This is a genomic window from Microbacterium oryzae, from assembly GCF_009735645.1.
Lineage (GTDB): Bacteria > Actinomycetota > Actinomycetes > Actinomycetales > Microbacteriaceae > Microbacterium > Microbacterium oryzae.
Genome location: NZ_CP032550.1, coordinates 1,248,492 through 1,266,194 on the forward strand (window position 1 = coordinate 1,248,492; position 17,703 = coordinate 1,266,194).

Below are 17,703 nucleotides of genomic sequence, written 5' to 3' on the forward strand. Positions count from 1 at the left end.
AGCATGACCGCTGCTCCTGTCGACCCCACGTCCACATCGGCCTGGGCCGAGCTCGACGCGCATCGCGCGGGCTTCACCCCCGACCTCCGCGGCTGGTTCGCCGCGGACTCCGCGCGCGCGGAGCGGCTGAGCCTGCCGCTCGCCGATCTGCATGTGGACCTCTCCAAGAACCTCGTGACCGACGACATCCTCGCCTCGCTCGTGCGCCTCGCCGAGCAGACGGGCGTGGCGGAGCGCTTCGCCGCGATGCTGGAGGGCGCGCACCTCAACACCACCGAGGACCGCGCGGTGCTGCACACCGCACTGCGCCGCCCCGCCGGCGCGGAGCCGGCGCTCGTCGTCGACGGCCAGCAGGTCGACGCCGACGTGCAGGCCGTCCTGGAGAAGGTGTCGGCGTTCGCCGACCGCGTGCGCAGCGGCGAGTGGCGCGGCGTGACCGGCAAGCGGGTCACGCACGTCGTCAACATCGGCATCGGCGGCTCCGATCTCGGGCCGGTCATGGTCTACGAGGCGCTCGCGCCCTACGCCGATGCGGGCATCCAGGCGCGCTTCATCTCCAACATCGACCCGACCGACCTCGCCCAGAAGGTGGCCGACCTCGACGCGGAGACGACGCTCTTCATCGTCGCGTCGAAGACGTTCACGACCCTCGAGACGCTGACCAACGCGCGGCTCGCGCGGGACTGGCTGTGGGCGCAGCTCGAGGAGAAGGGCGCGATCTCGGCCGACGAGGCCGCGCGCACCGACGCCGTCGCGCATCACTTCGTCGCGGTGTCGACCGCGCTCGACAAGGTCGCCGACTTCGGCATCGACCCCGAGAACGCGTTCGGCTTCTGGGACTGGGTCGGCGGCCGCTACTCCGTCGACTCCGCCATCGGCACGTCGCTCGCGATCGTGCTCGGACCGGAGGCGTTCCGCGAGCTGCTGGCGGGCTTCCACGCCGTCGACGAGCACGTCCGCACCGCCCCGCTCGCGCAGAACGTGCCCGTCCTCATGGGCCTCCTCAACGTCTGGTACACGAACTTCCTCGGCGCGCAGTCGCACGCGGTGCTCCCGTACGCGCAGCAGCTGAACCGCTTCGCGGCCTACCTGCAGCAGCTCACGATGGAGTCGAACGGCAAGTCCGTCCGATGGGACGGCTCCCCCGTCACCACCGACACCGGCGAGATCTTCTGGGGCGAGCCCGGCACGAACGGCCAGCACGCGTTCTACCAGCTGATCCACCAGGGCACGCGCCTCATCCCGGCCGACTTCATCGCGTTCGCGAACCCCGCGTACCCGCTGCAGGACGGCGGGCGCGACGTGCACGGCCTGCTGCTGGCGAACTTCCTCGCGCAGACGAAGGCGCTCGCGTTCGGCAAGACCGCCGAGGAGGTCGAGGCCGAGGGCACGACCGGGCCGCTCGTGGCAGCGCGCACGTTCCCGGGCAACCGCCCCACGACGTCGATCTTCGCGCCCGCGCTCACGCCGGCCGTGCTGGGGCAGCTCATCGCGCTGTACGAGCACATCGTCTTCACACAGGGCGCGATCTGGGGCATCAACTCCTTCGACCAGTGGGGCGTGGAGCTCGGCAAGCAGCTGGCCCTGCAGATCGCCCCCGCGCTCGAGGGCGACGAGAGCGCGCTCGAGGCGCAGGACGCATCGACGAAGGCGCTTCTCGCCTACTACCGCGCGCAGCGGAAGCACTGACACCCGACTGAGGGGGCCGGCCGCGCGGCCGGCCCCCTCAGTCATGCTCGGACGCGATGTGCGGCGTGCTCTCACGCGCGCTCGACGGGCACGATCTCGACATCGCGCAGCCCGCCCCCGTCGACGACCGCGGTCATGAGCGTGCACACCGGCTGGCGCCGCCGGTCGGTCGGCGAGCCGGGGTTCAGCAGCCGCATGCCGCCCGGAGTCGTCGAGTCCCACGGGATGTGGCTGTGGCCGAAGACGAGCAGGTCGATCCCCCGACCGCTGTAAGCGGCGTCCATCCGCTCCTCCCGGCCGCGCGCCGCTCCCGTCTCGTGGACCACGGCCATCCGCAGCCCCTCGACCGACGCGACGGCGACCTCGGGCAGGCGCGCCCGAAGCGCGGCGCCGTCGTTGTTGCCCCACACGGCGACGAGGCGCGACGCGCGCTCCTCCAGGACGTCGAGCGTGGCGACGTCCACCCAGTCGCCGGCGTGCACGACGACGTCCGCGGCGTCGACCGCGCGCCAGACGACATCGGAGAGCCGCTTCGCCCGCGCGGGCACGTGGGTGTCGGAGAGGAGGAGCAGGCGGGTCACCATGTCGTCATCCTCTCTCGGAAGCGCGCACGGCCGAGGCCGCGGCCCGCTCGACGCGGACCGCGGCCTCCCGTGTCAGATGTCCTCGGGGGCGAGGTCGCCCTCGCCGTCCTCCCCGAGCTCCGCGATGATCGGGTCGTCGGCCTGGCTCTCGGGCTGGAGGCCCGCGCCCGGCTGGTCGATGCGCGGGATCTGCTCCTCGTCGGAGGCCAGCTCGTCGGGGTCGGCCCCCGTCGCGGTGTCGATGGATCCGTCCGCGCGAAGCGGCGCGCCGGCATCGAGGGCCTCCGTGTGCTCCCACTCGGCCTGCGCCGGGTCGTCCGAGGGATCGGCGTACGACGTCGCCTCACCCTCGCGGATGGGCTGGATGGCGTCGGGGTCATCGACGATATGGCTGTCGCGCGGTTCGGCGTCCATGGGCGTCCTCCTGTCGGTGGTGCTGATGCTCCCACTCTGCGCGAGCGGGAGCCTCAGGTCGACGGGGTTGACGCGCCGAAGGCGTGCGGGGTACCGGCGTCAGTGACGCCGGCTCGCCAGCAGCGCGTGCAGGAGGGGCAGCACCGAGGCGCCCATGAGCCACGCGCCGAGGTCGACGCCGGCGGCCTGCAGGATGGCGCCCGAGAGCACCAGGGCTCCGAAGAGGACCGCCGACATGAGCCGGCGCAGTCGGCTCTCCAGGCGCGCGAGCCATCGCTCGAGGCTCGGCGTGGTGACCGCGATCGAGCCGTCCTCGAGACGGGCGGCGAGCCGGTCGATCCGCTGCGGCAGGCGCAGAGCGACGCCGGCGGCGTCCATCGTGTCCTTCGCCACGTCCTGCATCACGTTGCGCCGCTCGTCGCGGAGGAGCTGCGCGGCGTACGGCTCGACGGAGTCCCAGAGGTTGAACTCGGGATCGAGCGCGCTGCACACCCCCGAGGTGAGAGACGCGGCGCGGATGACGAGGAGGAAGTTCTCCGGCAGCTGGAACGGGAGCGAGCGCACCAGGTCGCCGAACTCCGTCGCGAAATCGCGGAACTCCCGCGGATCGACCTCACGGAGCTGCGCGAAGCCCATCCCCCCGAAACGGGCGAACAGCTGCGTCATCGCCCGCTCGAGCTCGGTGGTGTCGGCGGAGGGCAGCAGCACGCCGACGTCCTGCACGGCCGCGACGAGACCGGCGCCATCCCGAGCCGCGGCCGCGATGAGGAGACGACGGAGGCCGCGGCGCGTCGAGTCGGGCACCGCGCCCATCATGCCGAAGTCGATGAACGTCAGCTTCCAGCTGCCGTCGGCGCTGGGCGTGACGAAGATGTTGCCGGGGTGCGGGTCGGCGTGGAAGTAGCCCGTGCCGAACATCTGGTCGAACATGACCGCCGCGAACACGGGCGCCACGACGGCCGGGTCGATTCCCGCGGCACGGAGCCCCTCGGCGTCGGTGATCTTGATCGCCGTGACGTCCTCCAGGGTGAGGACGCGCCGGGTCGTCCGCTCCCAGACGACGGCAGGGATGGCCACGCGCGCGTCCCCGGCGAAGTCCGCCGCGAAGCGCTCCGACGCGGCCGCCTCGTGCAGGTAGTCGATCTCCTCCAGGGAGGTGGCGGCGAACTCGGCCACGAGCGCGGGAGCGTCGACACGCGACGACACCGCGCGGACGCGGCTCAGCCATCCGCCCACCCGCCGCAGGGCGGCGAGGTCGACGGCGACGATCTCGTCGATGCCGGGCCGCTGCACCTTGACGACGACCTCGGCGATGCCGGTCTCCGCGGCGTCATCGGCCCGCAGGCGCGCGCGGTGCGCCTGCCCGAGCGACGCGGCGGCGATCGGCCGCTCCTCGATCTCGGCGAGCGCGCGCTCGAGCGGCAGGCCGAGCTCCGCTTCGGCGAGGGTGCGGATGGCCGCGAACGGCACCGGGGGGACCTCGTCCTGCAGACCGGCGAGTTCCGACGTGACCTCGGGCGGCAGCACGTCGAGGCGCGAGGAGAGGAACTGGCCGACCTTGATCATGAGGCCGCCGAGCTCGACGGCGAGCACGCGGAAGCGCCGGGCGAAGCGCAGCAGGCGCCTCGTCCGGCTGCGATCCGCGACGCGCTGCAGCCCGATCCGCGGCAGGAACAGCTCGTACCACCACTGGACGGCGAGATTCCAGGCGGCGAACCGGAGGATGCGTCGGTAGCGGGAGCGCGCGGCCGGGCGGGCCGGCGCCCCCTCTGCCGATGCCACCGGCGCTCAGCCCTGCGCGAGGATCGCGTAGAGCCGGCGACGTGCGTCCTCGAGGACGCCGACCGCCTCCTGCACCTGCTCGGGCGTTCCCGTGCGTCCGACCTGGGCGGCGGCCTGCGCGAGGTCGATGCCGGCCTTCGGAAGCGCGCCGAATCCGCCGTGCTCGCTCCGGTGCGACGACTCCCACGGCGCCTGCGACTTCGCAGCCTCCGCGTGGCCGAGGTCGGTCATGATGTACGTCTTGCGTCCATCCGACTCCTCGGTCGTGACGAGGCCCTCGTCGGCCAGCAGCTGCAGGGTCGGGTACACGGAGCCGGCGCTCGGCTTCCACGAGCCGCCGCTGCGCTCCTCGATCTCGCGGATGATCTGGTAGCCGTGCATGGGCTGCTCGGCGAGCAGCGTGAGGACGGCCGCGCGGACGTCGCCGCGCCCCATCCGACCGCTGCTGCCGCGCTTGTCGAACGATGCACGCAGCTGGTCCATCATCTGCCACATGCCGTCGAGCGGATTGCCGGTGCCGAATGGACCGGTGGGGAACGAACTGCTCATGATGGCCTCCTTCACGACCGTCGAACGATACTTGACGATATGTCGTCGAGCGGCCCAGCACCAGGGGGTACGCGTGCGGCTCGGACCTCAGCCGGCCGAGCGGACGAGGACGCGGCCCTCTTCGACGCGCACGTCCCACCGGGGCTGCGGCACGCTGGCCGGGCCGCGCTTCACGGCCCCGTCCGCGGTGTCGAAGCGGCTGCCGTGCCAGGGGCAGGTGACGCAGCCGCTGTCGTCGAGGGTGCCCTTCTCGAGCGGACCGCCCGCGTGCGAGCAGACCGCGGAGATCGCGCGCAGCTCACCGCGCTGCCGCACGAGGAGCACGGGGACGTCGTCGACGTCCACGCGAGTGAGCGCACCCTCGGTGAGCTCCGCGTCGGCCGCGACGTCGGTCCACGTCGTCGTCTCGTCCTGGAACGCGGTGTTGTTCACCCCCACGCCGCGGGCGAAGGAGAGGTGCCCGCCGAGGTAGGCCGACCCGAGGGTCAGGCCCATCGCGAGGAGGCTGAGGCCGGCGCCGACGCCGCGGTGGCCGCGTCGACGCGCGAACCAGGAGGCGGTCTGCAGGATCGTGGCCACGCCGTTCATGGCGCCGTGGACGAGGCCCACCCGTCGGTCCTCGCCGATCGTGTCGGACCAGTCCGATGCACCGGACATGGCCGTGGGCGCGGAGGCGAGGATGCCGACGCCCACCAGGCGACGCGATGCCGCTGCCGTGTCGTCTCCGCCGAAGAGGTCGAGGAGCGTCGCCGAGGTGAAGGCGCCGATCGGGACGTCGGTGAGCATCGGGTGCAGCTGGTGCCCGAGCCATGAGCCCGAGAGGAGGTTCTTCACCGGGGTCGCGCGCGTGGCGGCGGTCACCCATCCCGACACCTTCTTCGCGGGAGCGTCGAGCCCCTTCGCGCCGCCGATCGCGCTCAGGGCGCCCCGCATCATCTCTGTCGCCTGTGGCATGTCGCTCGCTCCTTCGGTGGTGATCAGCGCTCGGTGTCTCCGGTATAGCCGCTCACGCGGCGGGAGTCACGGGGTTGCATGCGCGCGCCTCCCCTGGCAGATGATGAGGGATGGCCGATGACCAGCCCGCCCTCACCGACGCGAATCTCGACGAGATCCGCGTCCTGCTGCTCGCCGACCGCGAGCGGACCGAGCGCCTGCTCGCGTCGCTCGCCGGCACGTTCACCTCGATCGTGGCCGCGTCGCAGGACACCGCGAACGACGACGAGCACGACCCGGAGGGCTCGACGATCGCGTTCGAGCGCTCGCAGACCTCCACGCTGCTCTCGGCCTCGCGCAGCCGCCTGGTCGACATCGACGCCGCGCTCACCCGCATCGCAGACGGCCGCTACGGCTTCTGCGAGCGCTGCGGCCGCCCCATCCCGCTGGGCCGGCTCGAGGCGAGGCCGACCGCGCTGACCTGCGTCTCCTGCGCGACATAGAAGGCCCGCGCGGCGAGCGCAAGCCCTGCCGACGGATGGCGGTGGGTCGTTACCCTCGGACGATGCGACTCCAGCGGCTCATCCTGATCCGACACGGCGAGAGCGTGGGCAACGAGGCGGCGAGCGCCGCCGAATTCTCCGGCGACGAGGTCATCGACCTGCCCTTCCGCGATGCCGACACCCCGCTCTCCCCCACCGGCGAGGCGCAGGCGGATGCCCTCGGCACGGCCCTGCGCGAACTCGGCGTCGGTCTCGAGGCCGCCGTGTGGACATCCCCGTACCGTCGCGCGATGCAGACGTCGGCGCGCGCGCTGGACGCCGCCGACCTCGAGCGGGCGGCGATGGCCGACGAACGGCTGCGCGATCGCGAGCTGGGCATCCTCGATCACCTCACCTCGCACGGCACCCTCGCCCGCTACCCGTCCGAGACCGAGCGCCGCGCCCACCTGGGCAAGTTCTTCTACCGGCCGCCGGGGGGCGAGTCGTGGGCGGATGTCGCCCTGCGGCTCCGCTCGTTCCTCGCCGAGGCGCAGGGCGGCTCGGCCGAGACCGGCGTGGTGTTCGCGCACGAGGCGATCATCCATCTCCTCCGCTACGTGCTCGAGGGGTGGGACGAGCACCAGGTGCTCGCGGCCGCCGTCGAGGCGCCGGCCCCGAACGCGTCGGTCACGCTTCTCGAGCGCGACCCGGCAGGTGCGTGGGTCGCCTCGGTCGTCGGCGACGTCACGCACCTGCGCGAGCACGGCGTCGAGGCGACGCTGCACACCGGCCGGCCGGATCCGCGCGTGAACCGTGCGACCGAAGCCGCCGAGGAGGTGTCGCATGTCTCGGCGGAGTGAGCGCGTCTCGCCCCGTCTGCTGCGCGGGTGGGGGCTCCCCGCCCCTGGCGGATCGAAGTACGACCGCGGCACCGTGCTCGTCGTCGGCGGGTCGCTCCGCAGCCCGGGGGCGGCGATGCTCGCCGGCACCGCAGCGCTGCGCGTCGGGGCCGGCAAGATCACGCTCGCCGTCGCACGGTCGGTCGCGGCCGCCGTCGCCGTCGCCGTGCCGGAGTCAGGCGTGGTTCCGCTGCCCGACAACGCCGCGGGGTCCGTCCGCGGCGATGCAACCGGCGCTCTCCTGCCTGAGCTCGCGAACAAGAGCGCTGCGCTCATCGGGTCGGGCCTCGACGACATCGACGCGACCCGCGAGATCGTCGCGGGTCTCGTCGCCGAAGCGCCCGCTGAGCTCGTCTTCGTGCTCGACGCCTATGCGCTGGCCTCGGTGGCCGATCAGCTGGAGCTCGTGCGACCGCTGCGCGACCGCCTCATCCTCACGCCGAACCCGGTCGAGCTCGCCACGCTGCTCGGCGACGGCGAGGAGATCGCGCCCGACGACGCGCGCCGCATCCGCCGTGCCGCGCAGGAGGTCGCCCGCCGTTACGGTGCGGCCGTCGCCACGCAGGCGCTCGTCGCGGCGCCCGACGGCGCGACCTGGACTCTCAAGGCGGGCGGCCCCGGCCTCGGCACCTCCGGCAGCGGCGACGTGCTCGCCGGGGCGGTCACCGGCTTCGCCGCCCGGGGCGTCTCTCCCGCGCAGGCGGCCGTCTGGGGCACGTACGTTCACGCGGCGGCGGGCGATCGGCTCGCGCACGGCGAGGAGTGCGTGGGCTACCTCGCCGGGGAGTTGCCGGCGGAGTTCCCGCGCATCATCGCCGACCTCGCCTGATCGTCAGGCGGAGGCTTCCGCGGTCTCCGACGCCGGGGCCTTCTGCCAGGGCCAGCGGCCGGTGATCTCGAGCTCGAGCGACCAGCTGAGGAACGTCCGGATGACGACGATCACGGCGAGCACGGCGACGCTGTCGAGACTCGGCGTCACCGCCACGGTGCGGATGATGTCGGCCGCGACGAGCAGTTCCAGGCCGAGCAGGATAGAGCGGCCGAGGAACCTGCGGAACCGGCCGTACACGTTCTGCTTGCGCTGGGCCATCCCGCCGATGGCGAAGACCACCGCGGCGAGCGCGCCCAGCACGATGGCGATCACCCCGGCGGCGTCGACGACCTTGCCGAATCCCTCGACGATCTCCTGGAAGTCCATGTCTCGTCCTCTCCTCTGCGCCGGGCGCCACGCTAGAGGGCGGGCTGCCGGCGACGCGAGAGGTCGACGTGCCGGGGGCGGGTGGACTATCGTCGGGGCCCCGGCCGGTTCATCCGCCTCGCGGGGCGTGCGCCGGCACCATCCAGCGAAGGAGGACCCGTTGGCTCACGACGTTCAGACCATGCTGAAGACCCATCCCGGCGAGCCCGCAGTGGACCAGGCGAAGCTCGCCCCGTGCATCGAGGCGTGCTTGGCCTGCGCGCAGACCTGCACCTCGTGCGCGGACGCGTGTCTCGCCGAGGACATGGTCGCCGAGATGGCGAAGTGCATCCGCACCGACCAGGACTGCGCTGACATCTGCGCGACGACCGGGCGCATCCTCTCCCGGCAGACCGCCTTCGACGCGGCGACCGTGCGCGCGGTCGTCACGGCCTGCGCGGCGGTGTGCGGAACCTGCGCCGCGGAGTGCGAGAGCCACGCCGATATGCACGACCACTGCCGTCTGTGCGCCGAGGCATGCCGCCGGTGCGAGCAGGCGTGCCAGGAGCTGCTGGCCGAGCTGGGGTGAGGGGGGCGCCGCTCGCGACTACTAGGTGTAGTGCCCAGGGACGTTGTTTGATCTGGTTGCCGTGACATGACGAGAACCTCCGGTCAGAGTGGAGCTGCTTAGACACTCACTCACGACCCGGAGGTTCTCGTGTCCCACGGTAATGCGGCGCTGACGCGGCGCCAACGCCTGCGCATCGCGCGGTTGATCATCGACGACGGATGGAGCATCGCCGCGGCGGCGGGCTACTTCCGTGTTTCCTGGCCGACCGCGGCCAAGTGGGCGCGCCGCTATGCCGAGCTCGGCGAGGCGGGGATGACCGATCGCTCCTCGCGCCCGCATACGCACCCGAACAAGACCCCGCAGTTGCTGGTGAAGAAGATCGTTCACCTGCGGCTCCGCAAGCGTCTCGGCCCGGTTCAGATCGCCGGGCGGCTGGACATGCCCGCCTCGACCGTGCACGCGGTTCTGACCCGATGCCGGCTGAACCGCCTCACTCACGTCGACGTGAAGACGGGAGAGCAGGCGCGGCGTTACGAGCACGAGACGCCAGGCGCCTTGATCCATGTCGACGTGAAGAAGCTCGGCAACATTCCGCTCGGCGGCGGGTGGCGGTTCGTCGGCCGTCAACAAGGCGACTGGAACCGCCAGGCAACTCCGGGCCTGGCGCGGGACAAGCACCGCCACGAGATCCTCGGCTACGCATTCGTTCATACCGTGATCGACGATCACTCCCGCGTCGCCTACGCGGAGATCCACGACGATGAGCGCGCCGAGACCGCGATCGGGGTTCTACGACGCGCCGTCTCGTGGTTCGCCGACCGCGGGGTCCGCGTCGAACGCGTGCTCTCCGACAACGGCTCGGCTTACCGCTCCCACGCCTGGAAGCACGCCTGCGACGATCTCGACGTCCGGCCGAAGTTCACCCGCCCGCGCCGTCCGCAGACGAACGGGAAGATCGAGCGCTTCCACCGCACCATGGCCGACGGCTGGGCCTACGCGAAGCACTACAACAGCGAGTCAGCCCGACGCGCAGCCCTCCCGGCCTGGCTGCACTTCTACAATCACCACAGGCCCCACACCGCGATCGGAAAGCTCCCGCCCATCAGCCGGATCTCAAACAACCTGGCTGGGCACTACAACTAGGGGAGCCGGCCCCGTCGCTCGCGGTCGCGGAGGCTGGCAGTAGGAGCAACGGCGGTAACGTCACGCAGCCCCCCGACCGCTTACCGCCTCGGCGAAGGAACGAGGCTCCTTCGGCTCACGAGGCGGGTCAACGCGCTTCCCCAACCCGAGCGGACCCGTCAAGGGGACGGCCGCGGCGCGCATTCTCAGATCCGCCACGCCGCCGCCGGGACCAAATGGGCCGACCGCTGAGCTTCATCTCGTAGTTCGCTCGTTCCTTTGACACGGCCGGTTGACCTCGACTGGCACGTGCACCGACAAGCGCTCTTATTCCCACCCCACCTCAGTAAAGGCGCGGGTTCCGCGACGTTTGAGATGCGTCGTTCACGGGATGGAGTGTGCGAGGCGCCAGGGGCGGGGGTCTCCAAGCAGATAGATTGCATTCAGGAAGCGAGGCCGCCATGACTCACGAGCTGCAACAGCAGATGGACTACATCAGGGCCGCCCTGGAACAAGAAAAGAAGCCTCTCGGATTTCTTATCGGTGCCGGGGCGCCTATGTCGATGCGACCGAACGGCGTGCCCCTCATCCCAGGTCTCGAGGAACTCACGGCGAAGGTTAGGGCCGAACTGAATCCCGCCTACGCGACGGCCGTCGACACGCTCCTCGGGCATCTGGAACCGAAAGACTCTGCGAACCTTGAGTCGCTCCTGAACTACGTGCGCTCATTGGCAGCCCTCCCGGGTTCAAGCGACATCCGCGGCGTCAGCGTCGAGGTCCTATCGAAGCTCGACGCCGAAATCTGCAAAGTTGTGCGAACTCATGTGGACCAATCCCTGCCACCCGGAGACAATCCGTACTTCGCACTTGCCCTGTGGGTTAGCGCAGTGCGAAGAATAGTGCCGACTCAGATTTTCACGACCAACTACGACCTCTTGATGGAACAGGCATTGGAACGCCAGCGCGTAGCCTACTTCGATGGTTTCATGGGCTCTCGGGAACCAAGCTTCGACCTGCAAGCTATCGAGGAAGACCAGTTGCCGAGCCGCTGGACGCTGCTATGGAAGCTTCACGGCTCGATTAACTGGTCTCAGGACCCCGACGGAAACGTGGTACGTCGGCCTCCCGACGCCAGCGACGCGTCGTCAGCCCTCGTATACCCAAGCCATCTGAAGTACGACCAAAGTCGCCGTCTGCCGTACCTCGCCATGATGGATCGTCTCAAGGCGTTCATGCGGAAGCCTGGAGCAATTCTCATCACAACCGGGTTCTCCTTCCGCGATCAACACATCAACGAGGTCATCGACCAGTCGTTACGAGCTAACCCTACTGCGAGCGTTCAAGGGCTCCTGTTCGGCTCGCTCAATAGCTACGACGATGCGGTGGCGCTTGCTAAGGGGCTACCTAATCTGATGCTCCTAGCTGAAGACGCCGCGGTTGTGGGAAGCGTCTCGAGCCCCTGGTCGCCGGACAACGCCGCACCGGACGCAACATCGTCGCCAAAGTTTACGCTCGGGGATTTCACCGAACTCGGGAAACTATTGCGTAGCCTCACTGGCGAACTCCCGCATAAGGAAGGCGCCGATGAGTAGCGACCCCACGCACATCGGAGATGTCGCTAACGTGCAGGGCGATACGATAACCGCCGCTGTTCTTCCCGAAGCAGCTCCAGGCCTCACCTTTTCTCGTGGGCATGCCTATTTCGTTGGCCAGGTAGGCGCGTATGTACGGATCCCACTCGGCCTAGTCGATCTCTTCGCTGTTGTCGTACAGGTAGGCTCTTCGACTCAGTCTGAGGAACCGATCGAAGGCGCCGTTCCTGGGCGACCATGGATGCGTTTAGAGCTTCTCGGCGAAGCTCATCGCGATGGAAGTTTCAATCGCGGCGTCGCGAGATACCCGTCCATCGGGGACCGAGTTCTCCTCGTTACATCCAACGACCTGAATCGCATTTATGAGGTGAAGGACCGCTCCAAGTCGATTCGCATCGGTCATATCGCTAACGCGCCTCATCTTCCGGCGCTAATCGACGTAACGAAACTGGTCACACGTCACGCCGCCGTTGTTGGCAGCACGGGAAGTGGCAAGTCAACCACAGTCTCAGCAATTCTGAGCGCCCTGGCCGAGCCAGCACGCTTCCCTTCCTCACGGGTCCTTGTAGTCGATGTCCACGGCGAGTACGCTCACGCGTTCGGCGACTTGGCCTTATGCCTTCAGGTCGACGCCACGGAGAATGCTACTGAGACCAGGAACACACAACAATTGTGCCTGCCATACTGGGCGCTTCCGTTCGACGACTTCCTTTCTCTCGCGCTCGGCACCGTTGACGACAACTCGGCGACGCTTGTGCAAGCTCACGTTACAGAGGCCAAACGCGCTTTCGTCGAGCGTCACCCAGACCTCGGATTGAATGTCCACGCAGTCACGGCTGACACACCTCTTCCATTCAGCGTTCGAAAACTTTGGATGTCGTTGCATGAAATGCACTTCTCAACCCACACAGTTGCCCCAAATGCGCAGACGAACGAAACGCGCGCGTATGCCGTTGACTCGGACGGCAACGATTTGCGCGGAGACATAGAGAGCGTGACTCCCCCCACTTACAGGCCCGCCACAGCAGGCGGGCAAGAGCGGATCTACCTCAGCGGCTCAAGCATCAACATACGACGCCAGACCGATGCGCTCGGCGCAAAGTTACGTGATCCACGCTATGACTTCCTCTTCCGTCCCGGGCCTTGGGACGTCTCACTCACTGGCGAAACGCAGAAAGATGTTGGCGAATTTCTCGAGACCTGGCTCGGCGCCGACAGGCCAATTGTCATCGCCGACCTATCAGGTGTTCCGAATCAAGTCCTGCAGCGCGTGGTGAGCGTACTACTTCGCCTTCTCTATGAGTCTCTGATTTGGGCGCGGAAACTTTCCGAAGGTGGACGGGAGCGACCTCTCTTGATCGTTCTCGAAGAGGCACATCGGTACCTGAACGACAGCAATGACGCAGCAGGCGAAGCAGTCGAGCGTATTGTGAAGGAAGGCCGCAAGTTCGGCATAGGTACGCTCATCGTCAGCCAGAGGCCTAGCGAAATCAGGCCGACTGTCCTTTCACAGCTTGGTTCATTCATCGTGCTTCGATTGAGCAATACCTCCGACCGCGGCCTCGTCAGGTCAACGTTGCCCGATAATTTGTCGGGCCTTTTCGACGCCGTTCCCGTACTGCGCACGGGCGAGGCCCTTATCACCGGCGACATCGTCAAACTTCCGACGAGAGTTGTTGTCAACATACCTGCGGAAAGGCGCCCTGATAGCGCCGATCCTGAAGTCGTTGGGCGTGAACTTCCGGGCGGCTGGGACGTTCCGCGAGTACCCCAAGACTACGACGACGTAGCAAGGGCTTGGCGTGGCCTTACGCCGAACAGTATTCGTGTAATCACTGACGACGCGCAAGAAAAAGAGGAGTCAAATTGAATCGGGAACCGGTAGAGAGCTCAAATTTGTCGTCAGTCGGCTACGACGCGAGCAGTCAAACCCTCGAGATCGAGTTCAAGAACGGGAACATCTACCAGTACTTTGACGTCCCGCCGTCAGAGTACAGTGAGCTAATGCGTTCCCAGAGCGTCGGAATCTACTTCTCTTCTAACATTCGCGCAGCGTATAGGTACGCCCGATTGTGAACAACCCATTCCCAGTGCGGTGGGCAACATAGCGCGAGGTACGACGCGTAGCGTTGCTCACCCGCTTGAAGGACGCCGCTAACAGCCCGAGCACGGACCCTGCGGGCCGCGTCCATCGCGAGCGGCTGGCCGACGTGCTTCGGCGGCAGTGCCGGCCGCGCGCGACAGTTGCGGTACCCGCCGTTTTGCTCCGCAGGTGGTCCGGCTATGCGGCGTGCCCTCGCAGCCTCGCGGTGATTGGCACCCCGAGTTTTTTCTACGATGACCGCATCGCGACCTTAGAGAGGCAAGCTGGAGACGGACGAACCAGTACTTCGCCAACGGAAAAGCCGCGGGAACCCTTGGGTTCCCGCGGCTTTCTGGTCGGGCTGACAGGATTTGAACCTGCGACCCCTTGACCCCCAGTCAAGTGCGCTACCAAGCTGCGCCACAGCCCGTAGTCCACGTGAACGCGGACAACTCGAACAGTCTACCGGGTCGCAGGGGGTGCCGCGAACCAGGACGACCGCCGCGTGTGTCGGCGGGCAGGAGTAGCGTCTGAGCATGGCAGAGATCACGACGACAGCAGCGACCGGCGCGCAGTGGGACGACGTGCAGAGCGCGCTCACCGGAGGCGGAGATGGGCGCGACTGCCAGTGCGTCTGGCCCCTGCTCACGAACGCTCAGTGGGAGGCTACGAGCGTGCCCGACCGGGAGCGCATGCTGCACGACGAGATCGATGCCGGTCCTGCGCCCGGCCTCGTTGCCTACGTTGACGGCGAGGCCGCCGGCTGGGTGCGCGTCGGGCCTCGACCACCGCAGCGTCGGCTCGCGCGCTCGCGCATCGTGAAGGCGGGTTCCGAAGAGCCGCTCGACGACGCCAGCGTGTGGGCGATCACCTGCTTCTCCATCCGCAGCGAGCATCGCGGCAAGGGCGTCATGCGGGCGTTGCTCGACGCCGCGATCGAGTACGCCCGGGAAAGCGGAGCGCGAGTTCTCGAGGCCTACCCGATCGACACCGACGCGCAGGAGAAGACGCGCTCAAACGACCTGTACGTCGGCAAGCTCTCCACCTTCACGTCCGCCGGCTTCGAAGTCGTCGCGCACCCCACCCCGACGCGGGCGGTCGTCGCTCTCGCCTTCGGCCCGGCGGCCTGAGCCGACGGGACCGCCGTACGATGGACGGATCATGAGCGAGTCCGTCCGAGTCGATGTCTGGCTGTGGGCGGTGCGCGTCTACAAGAGCCGGTCCGCTGCCACCACGGCCATCCGCGGCGGCCACGTGCGCGTCAACGGCGACCACGTGAAGGCCGCCTACGCGGTGAAGGTGGGCGATGAGGTGCGCGTGCGCATCAGCGGGTTCGACCGCATTCTCGGCGTGAAGCAGCTGCTGCAGAAGCGCGTGGGTGCGCCGATCGCGGCGGCGGCATACGAGGACCGCACTCCCCCACCGCCGCCCCGCGAGTTCGTCGCCCCGATCGTCACGCGTGACCGCGGAAGCGGCCGGCCGACGAAGCGCGAGCGCCGGGAGATCGACAAGCTCATCGGAAGGGAGTGACGCGGGGGCGGCGTTTCGTCTCGCTTCGCTCGCTCAACGCCCGGATCTACGGGAGCTGATCCAGCAGCCAGCGCGTGCCGACCACGGAGGCGCCGACCTCCTCGAGACGCGCACGCAGCTCACGATCGCTCGTGACGGTCGTCGTGCGCAGACCCGACGCGACCATCGCCTGAGCGCGACGGACGATCTCGTCGTCGCCCGAGCCATCCGCGGAGAACACCCGCACACCATCCGCATCGGCGACGCCACGCGCCTGCCCCTCGACCACCATCGCGAAGAGGGGGAACCAGCGCACCTCGGGAAGCTGGAGCGCGTCAGCCGCGACGCCCTCGACCGCGAGCGCGGCGATGCGGTCGCGCAGTCGGACCGCGGCTCCCTCGCGATCTCGCCACCAGCCATCCGGCACGGAGCCGACGACGTTCGCCGCGTCCACGAGCACAATGGGACGGACATCCAGCTGCGCGCGCAGGGATGGCCACGCGGCGGCGAATGACGGATGGAGCGGAAGCGCATCGACGTCCGCGACGGGCACCCAGGCGAGCTCGAGGCTCTCGGGATCGCTGATGACGGGCTCGAATGGGTCGGCGACGTCGGCCACCACGGTCGTGTACTGCCAGACGCCGGCGTCGTACACGTGCGTGAATCGCGGGACGACCGCCCCGTCGGGGACGCCGGCCTCCTCCTGCGACTCGCGGATGGCGCCGACGAGCGGCGCCTCGCCCTCGTGCAGCGCGCCACCGGGCAGGGCCCAAGTGCCGCCGAAGTGGCTCCAGCCGACGCGGTGTTGCAGGAGCACGCCGCGTGCCGGGTCGATGGCGAGGAGGCCCGCGGCGCCGAAGCGCCCCCAGTACCGCTGGCCGTCGGGCGTGACGACCCAGGCGTCTCCGGGATCGCGCGGACCCTGAGGCCGTCGTGGTTCACCGGGCGCGGGAGGTTGGATCGTCACCGTTCCACCCTCGCACATGCGGGTGACCACGTGCCCGGCCACGGCCATCCGCTCGGGTCGGCCGCTGGACTAGCGTTCCGAGCGCCGGGACTAGCGTTCCCGGCGCTAGGGCTAGCGTTCGGGCGCGAGACTAGCGCTCCGAACGCTGGTCTCGACGACGAGCACTAGTCTCACGGCCAGCACCCGCGACGAGCACTAGTTGTAGTGCCCAGGGACGTTGTTTGATCTGGTTGCCGTGACATGACGAGAACCTCCGGTCAGAGTGGAGCTGCTTAGACACTCACTCACGACCCGGAGGTTCTCGTGTCCCACGGTAATGCGGCGCTGACGCGGCGCCAACGCCTGCGCATCGCGCGGTTGATCATCGACGACGGATGGAGCATCGCCGCGGCGGCGGGCTACTTCCGTGTTTCCTGGCCGACCGCGGCCAAGTGGGCGCGCCGCTATGCCGAGCTCGGCGAGGCGGGGATGACCGATCGCTCCTCGCGCCCGCATACGCACCCGAACAAGACCCCGCAGTTGCTGGTGAAGAAGATCGTTCACCTGCGGCTCCGCAAGCGTCTCGGCCCGGTTCAGATCGCCGGGCGGCTGGACATGCCCGCCTCGACCGTGCACGCGGTTCTGACCCGATGCCGGCTGAACCGCCTCACTCACGTCGACGTGAAGACGGGAGAGCAGGCGCGGCGTTACGAGCACGAGACGCCAGGCGCCTTGATCCATGTCGACGTGAAGAAGCTCGGCAACATTCCGCTCGGCGGCGGGTGGCGGTTCGTCGGCCGTCAACAAGGCGACTGGAACCGCCAGGCAACTCCGGGCCTGGCGCGGGACAAGCACCGCCACGAGATCCTCGGCTACGCATTCGTTCATACCGTGATCGACGATCACTCCCGCGTCGCCTACGCGGAGATCCACGACGATGAGCGCGCCGAGACCGCGATCGGGGTTCTACGACGCGCCGTCTCGTGGTTCGCCGACCGTGGGGTCCGCGTCGAACGCGTGCTCTCCGACAACGGTTCGGCTTACCGCTCCCACGCCTGGAAGCACGCCTGCGACGATCTCGACGTCCGGCCGAAGTTCACCCGCCCGCGCCGTCCGCAGACGAACGGGAAGATCGAGCGCTTCCACCGCACCATGGCCGACGGCTGGGCCTACGCGAAGCACTACAACAGCGAGTCAGCCCGACGCGCAGCCCTCCCGGCCTGGCTGCACTTCTACAATCACCACAGGCCCCACACCGCGATCGGAAAGCTCCCGCCCATCAGCCGGATCTCAAACAACCTGGCTGGGCACTACAACTAGTCTCGCGGCCAGCACCAACGCCCAGCACTAGTCTCGCGGCCAGCACCCACG

The 17,703-nt window shown here is 68.7% G+C and carries 19 protein-coding genes and 1 tRNA gene; 12 read left to right on the plus strand and 8 right to left on the minus strand.

Annotated elements, in window-relative coordinates; translation table 11 throughout:
• Positions 1-3 precede the first annotated feature (3 nt).
• Complete coding sequence (pgi, locus tag D7D94_RS05835) at positions 4-1,689, plus strand: glucose-6-phosphate isomerase (RefSeq protein ID WP_156241729.1); 1,686 nt, start codon at positions 4-6, stop codon at positions 1,687-1,689.
• A 71-nt stretch (positions 1,690-1,760) separates the two neighbouring features.
• On the opposite strand, the gene D7D94_RS05840 is transcribed toward pgi, so the two are convergent.
• From D7D94_RS05840 to D7D94_RS05860, 5 genes are all read right to left on the minus strand, one after another.
• Positions 1,761-2,273, minus strand: coding sequence for a metallophosphoesterase family protein (locus D7D94_RS05840; protein ID WP_156241730.1), 513 nt, complete (start codon positions 2,271-2,273; stop codon positions 1,761-1,763).
• 72 nt (positions 2,274-2,345) lie between these two features.
• Positions 2,346-2,687, minus strand: a complete 342-nt coding sequence (locus D7D94_RS05845) for a sugar ABC transporter ATPase (protein WP_156241731.1) — start codon at positions 2,685-2,687, stop codon at positions 2,346-2,348.
• A 99-nt stretch (positions 2,688-2,786) separates the two neighbouring features.
• Entirely contained in the window at positions 2,787-4,469 is a 1,683-nt protein-coding gene (locus D7D94_RS05850) for an ABC1 kinase family protein (protein WP_156241732.1), read from the minus strand.
• Between the two features lie 6 nt (positions 4,470-4,475).
• Entirely contained in the window at positions 4,476-5,018 is a 543-nt protein-coding gene (locus D7D94_RS05855; protein WP_156241733.1) for a PadR family transcriptional regulator, read from the minus strand.
• 87 nt (positions 5,019-5,105) lie between these two features.
• On the minus strand, positions 5,106-5,972 hold the full coding sequence (locus D7D94_RS05860; RefSeq protein WP_156241734.1) for a Rieske (2Fe-2S) protein: 867 nt from the start codon (positions 5,970-5,972) through the stop codon (positions 5,106-5,108).
• 110 nt (positions 5,973-6,082) lie between these two features.
• On the opposite strand from D7D94_RS05860, the gene D7D94_RS05865 reads away from it, so the two are divergent.
• The 3 genes from D7D94_RS05865 (at position 6,083) to D7D94_RS05875 (ending at position 8,161) form a co-directional block, all read left to right on the plus strand.
• Entirely contained in the window at positions 6,083-6,454 is a 372-nt protein-coding gene (locus D7D94_RS05865) for a TraR/DksA family transcriptional regulator (RefSeq protein ID WP_156241735.1), read from the plus strand.
• 62 nt (positions 6,455-6,516) lie between these two features.
• Complete coding sequence (locus D7D94_RS05870) at positions 6,517-7,293, plus strand: histidine phosphatase family protein (RefSeq protein WP_156241736.1); 777 nt, start codon at positions 6,517-6,519, stop codon at positions 7,291-7,293.
• Complete coding sequence (locus D7D94_RS05875; protein ID WP_156241737.1) at positions 7,277-8,161, plus strand: NAD(P)H-hydrate dehydratase; 885 nt, start codon at positions 7,277-7,279, stop codon at positions 8,159-8,161. Before D7D94_RS05870 ends, D7D94_RS05875 begins: the two co-directional genes overlap by 17 nt.
• Positions 8,162-8,164: 3 nt before the next feature.
• Here D7D94_RS05875 and D7D94_RS05880 read toward each other — a convergent pair whose 3' ends face one another.
• Positions 8,165-8,530 (minus strand): DUF1622 domain-containing protein, encoded by a 366-nt coding sequence (locus D7D94_RS05880; RefSeq protein ID WP_156241738.1) that lies wholly within the window; start codon positions 8,528-8,530, stop codon positions 8,165-8,167.
• A 160-nt stretch (positions 8,531-8,690) separates the two neighbouring features.
• Between D7D94_RS05880 and D7D94_RS05885 the strand changes: the two genes are divergently transcribed.
• The 5 genes from D7D94_RS05885 (at position 8,691) to D7D94_RS14545 (ending at position 13,870) form a co-directional block, all read left to right on the plus strand.
• Positions 8,691-9,098: a four-helix bundle copper-binding protein gene (locus D7D94_RS05885; RefSeq protein WP_156241739.1), complete on the plus strand. Its 408-nt coding sequence runs from the start codon at positions 8,691-8,693 to the stop codon at positions 9,096-9,098.
• Positions 9,099-9,227: 129 nt separating this feature from the next.
• Positions 9,228-10,223 (plus strand): IS481 family transposase, encoded by a 996-nt coding sequence (locus D7D94_RS05890; protein ID WP_156241740.1) that lies wholly within the window; start codon positions 9,228-9,230, stop codon positions 10,221-10,223.
• A 440-nt stretch (positions 10,224-10,663) separates the two neighbouring features.
• Positions 10,664-11,794: an SIR2 family NAD-dependent protein deacylase gene (locus D7D94_RS05895; protein WP_156241741.1), complete on the plus strand. Its 1,131-nt coding sequence runs from the start codon at positions 10,664-10,666 to the stop codon at positions 11,792-11,794.
• A complete protein-coding gene (locus tag D7D94_RS05900) occupies positions 11,787-13,664 on the plus strand; it encodes an ATP-binding protein (RefSeq protein ID WP_156241742.1) in 1,878 nt (625 codons plus the stop codon). The genes D7D94_RS05895 and D7D94_RS05900 overlap by 8 nt, the downstream gene beginning before the upstream one ends.
• 26 nt (positions 13,665-13,690) lie before the next feature.
• Positions 13,691-13,870, plus strand: a complete 180-nt coding sequence (locus tag D7D94_RS14545; protein ID WP_216648693.1) for a KTSC domain-containing protein — start codon at positions 13,691-13,693, stop codon at positions 13,868-13,870.
• Positions 13,871-14,230: 360 nt separating this feature from the next.
• Here D7D94_RS14545 and D7D94_RS05910 read toward each other — a convergent pair.
• Positions 14,231-14,307: transfer RNA gene (locus D7D94_RS05910), tRNA-Pro, on the minus strand.
• A 106-nt stretch (positions 14,308-14,413) separates the two neighbouring features.
• Here D7D94_RS05910 and D7D94_RS05915 point away from each other — a divergent pair.
• Both D7D94_RS05915 and D7D94_RS05920 read left to right on the plus strand, forming a co-directional pair.
• On the plus strand, positions 14,414-15,007 hold the full coding sequence (locus D7D94_RS05915) for a GNAT family N-acetyltransferase (RefSeq protein ID WP_156241744.1): 594 nt from the start codon (positions 14,414-14,416) through the stop codon (positions 15,005-15,007).
• Between the two features lie 31 nt (positions 15,008-15,038).
• Positions 15,039-15,407, plus strand: a complete 369-nt coding sequence (locus tag D7D94_RS05920) for an RNA-binding S4 domain-containing protein (protein WP_156241745.1) — start codon at positions 15,039-15,041, stop codon at positions 15,405-15,407.
• Between the two features lie 46 nt (positions 15,408-15,453).
• Here D7D94_RS05920 and D7D94_RS05925 read toward each other — a convergent pair whose 3' ends face one another.
• Positions 15,454-16,353 (minus strand): NUDIX domain-containing protein, encoded by a 900-nt coding sequence (locus D7D94_RS05925; RefSeq protein WP_156241746.1) that lies wholly within the window; start codon positions 16,351-16,353, stop codon positions 15,454-15,456.
• A 303-nt stretch (positions 16,354-16,656) separates the two neighbouring features.
• On the opposite strand from D7D94_RS05925, the gene D7D94_RS05930 reads away from it, so the two are divergent.
• Entirely contained in the window at positions 16,657-17,652 is a 996-nt protein-coding gene (locus tag D7D94_RS05930) for an IS481 family transposase (RefSeq protein ID WP_156241740.1), read from the plus strand.
• Positions 17,653-17,703: the final 51 nt, after the last annotated feature.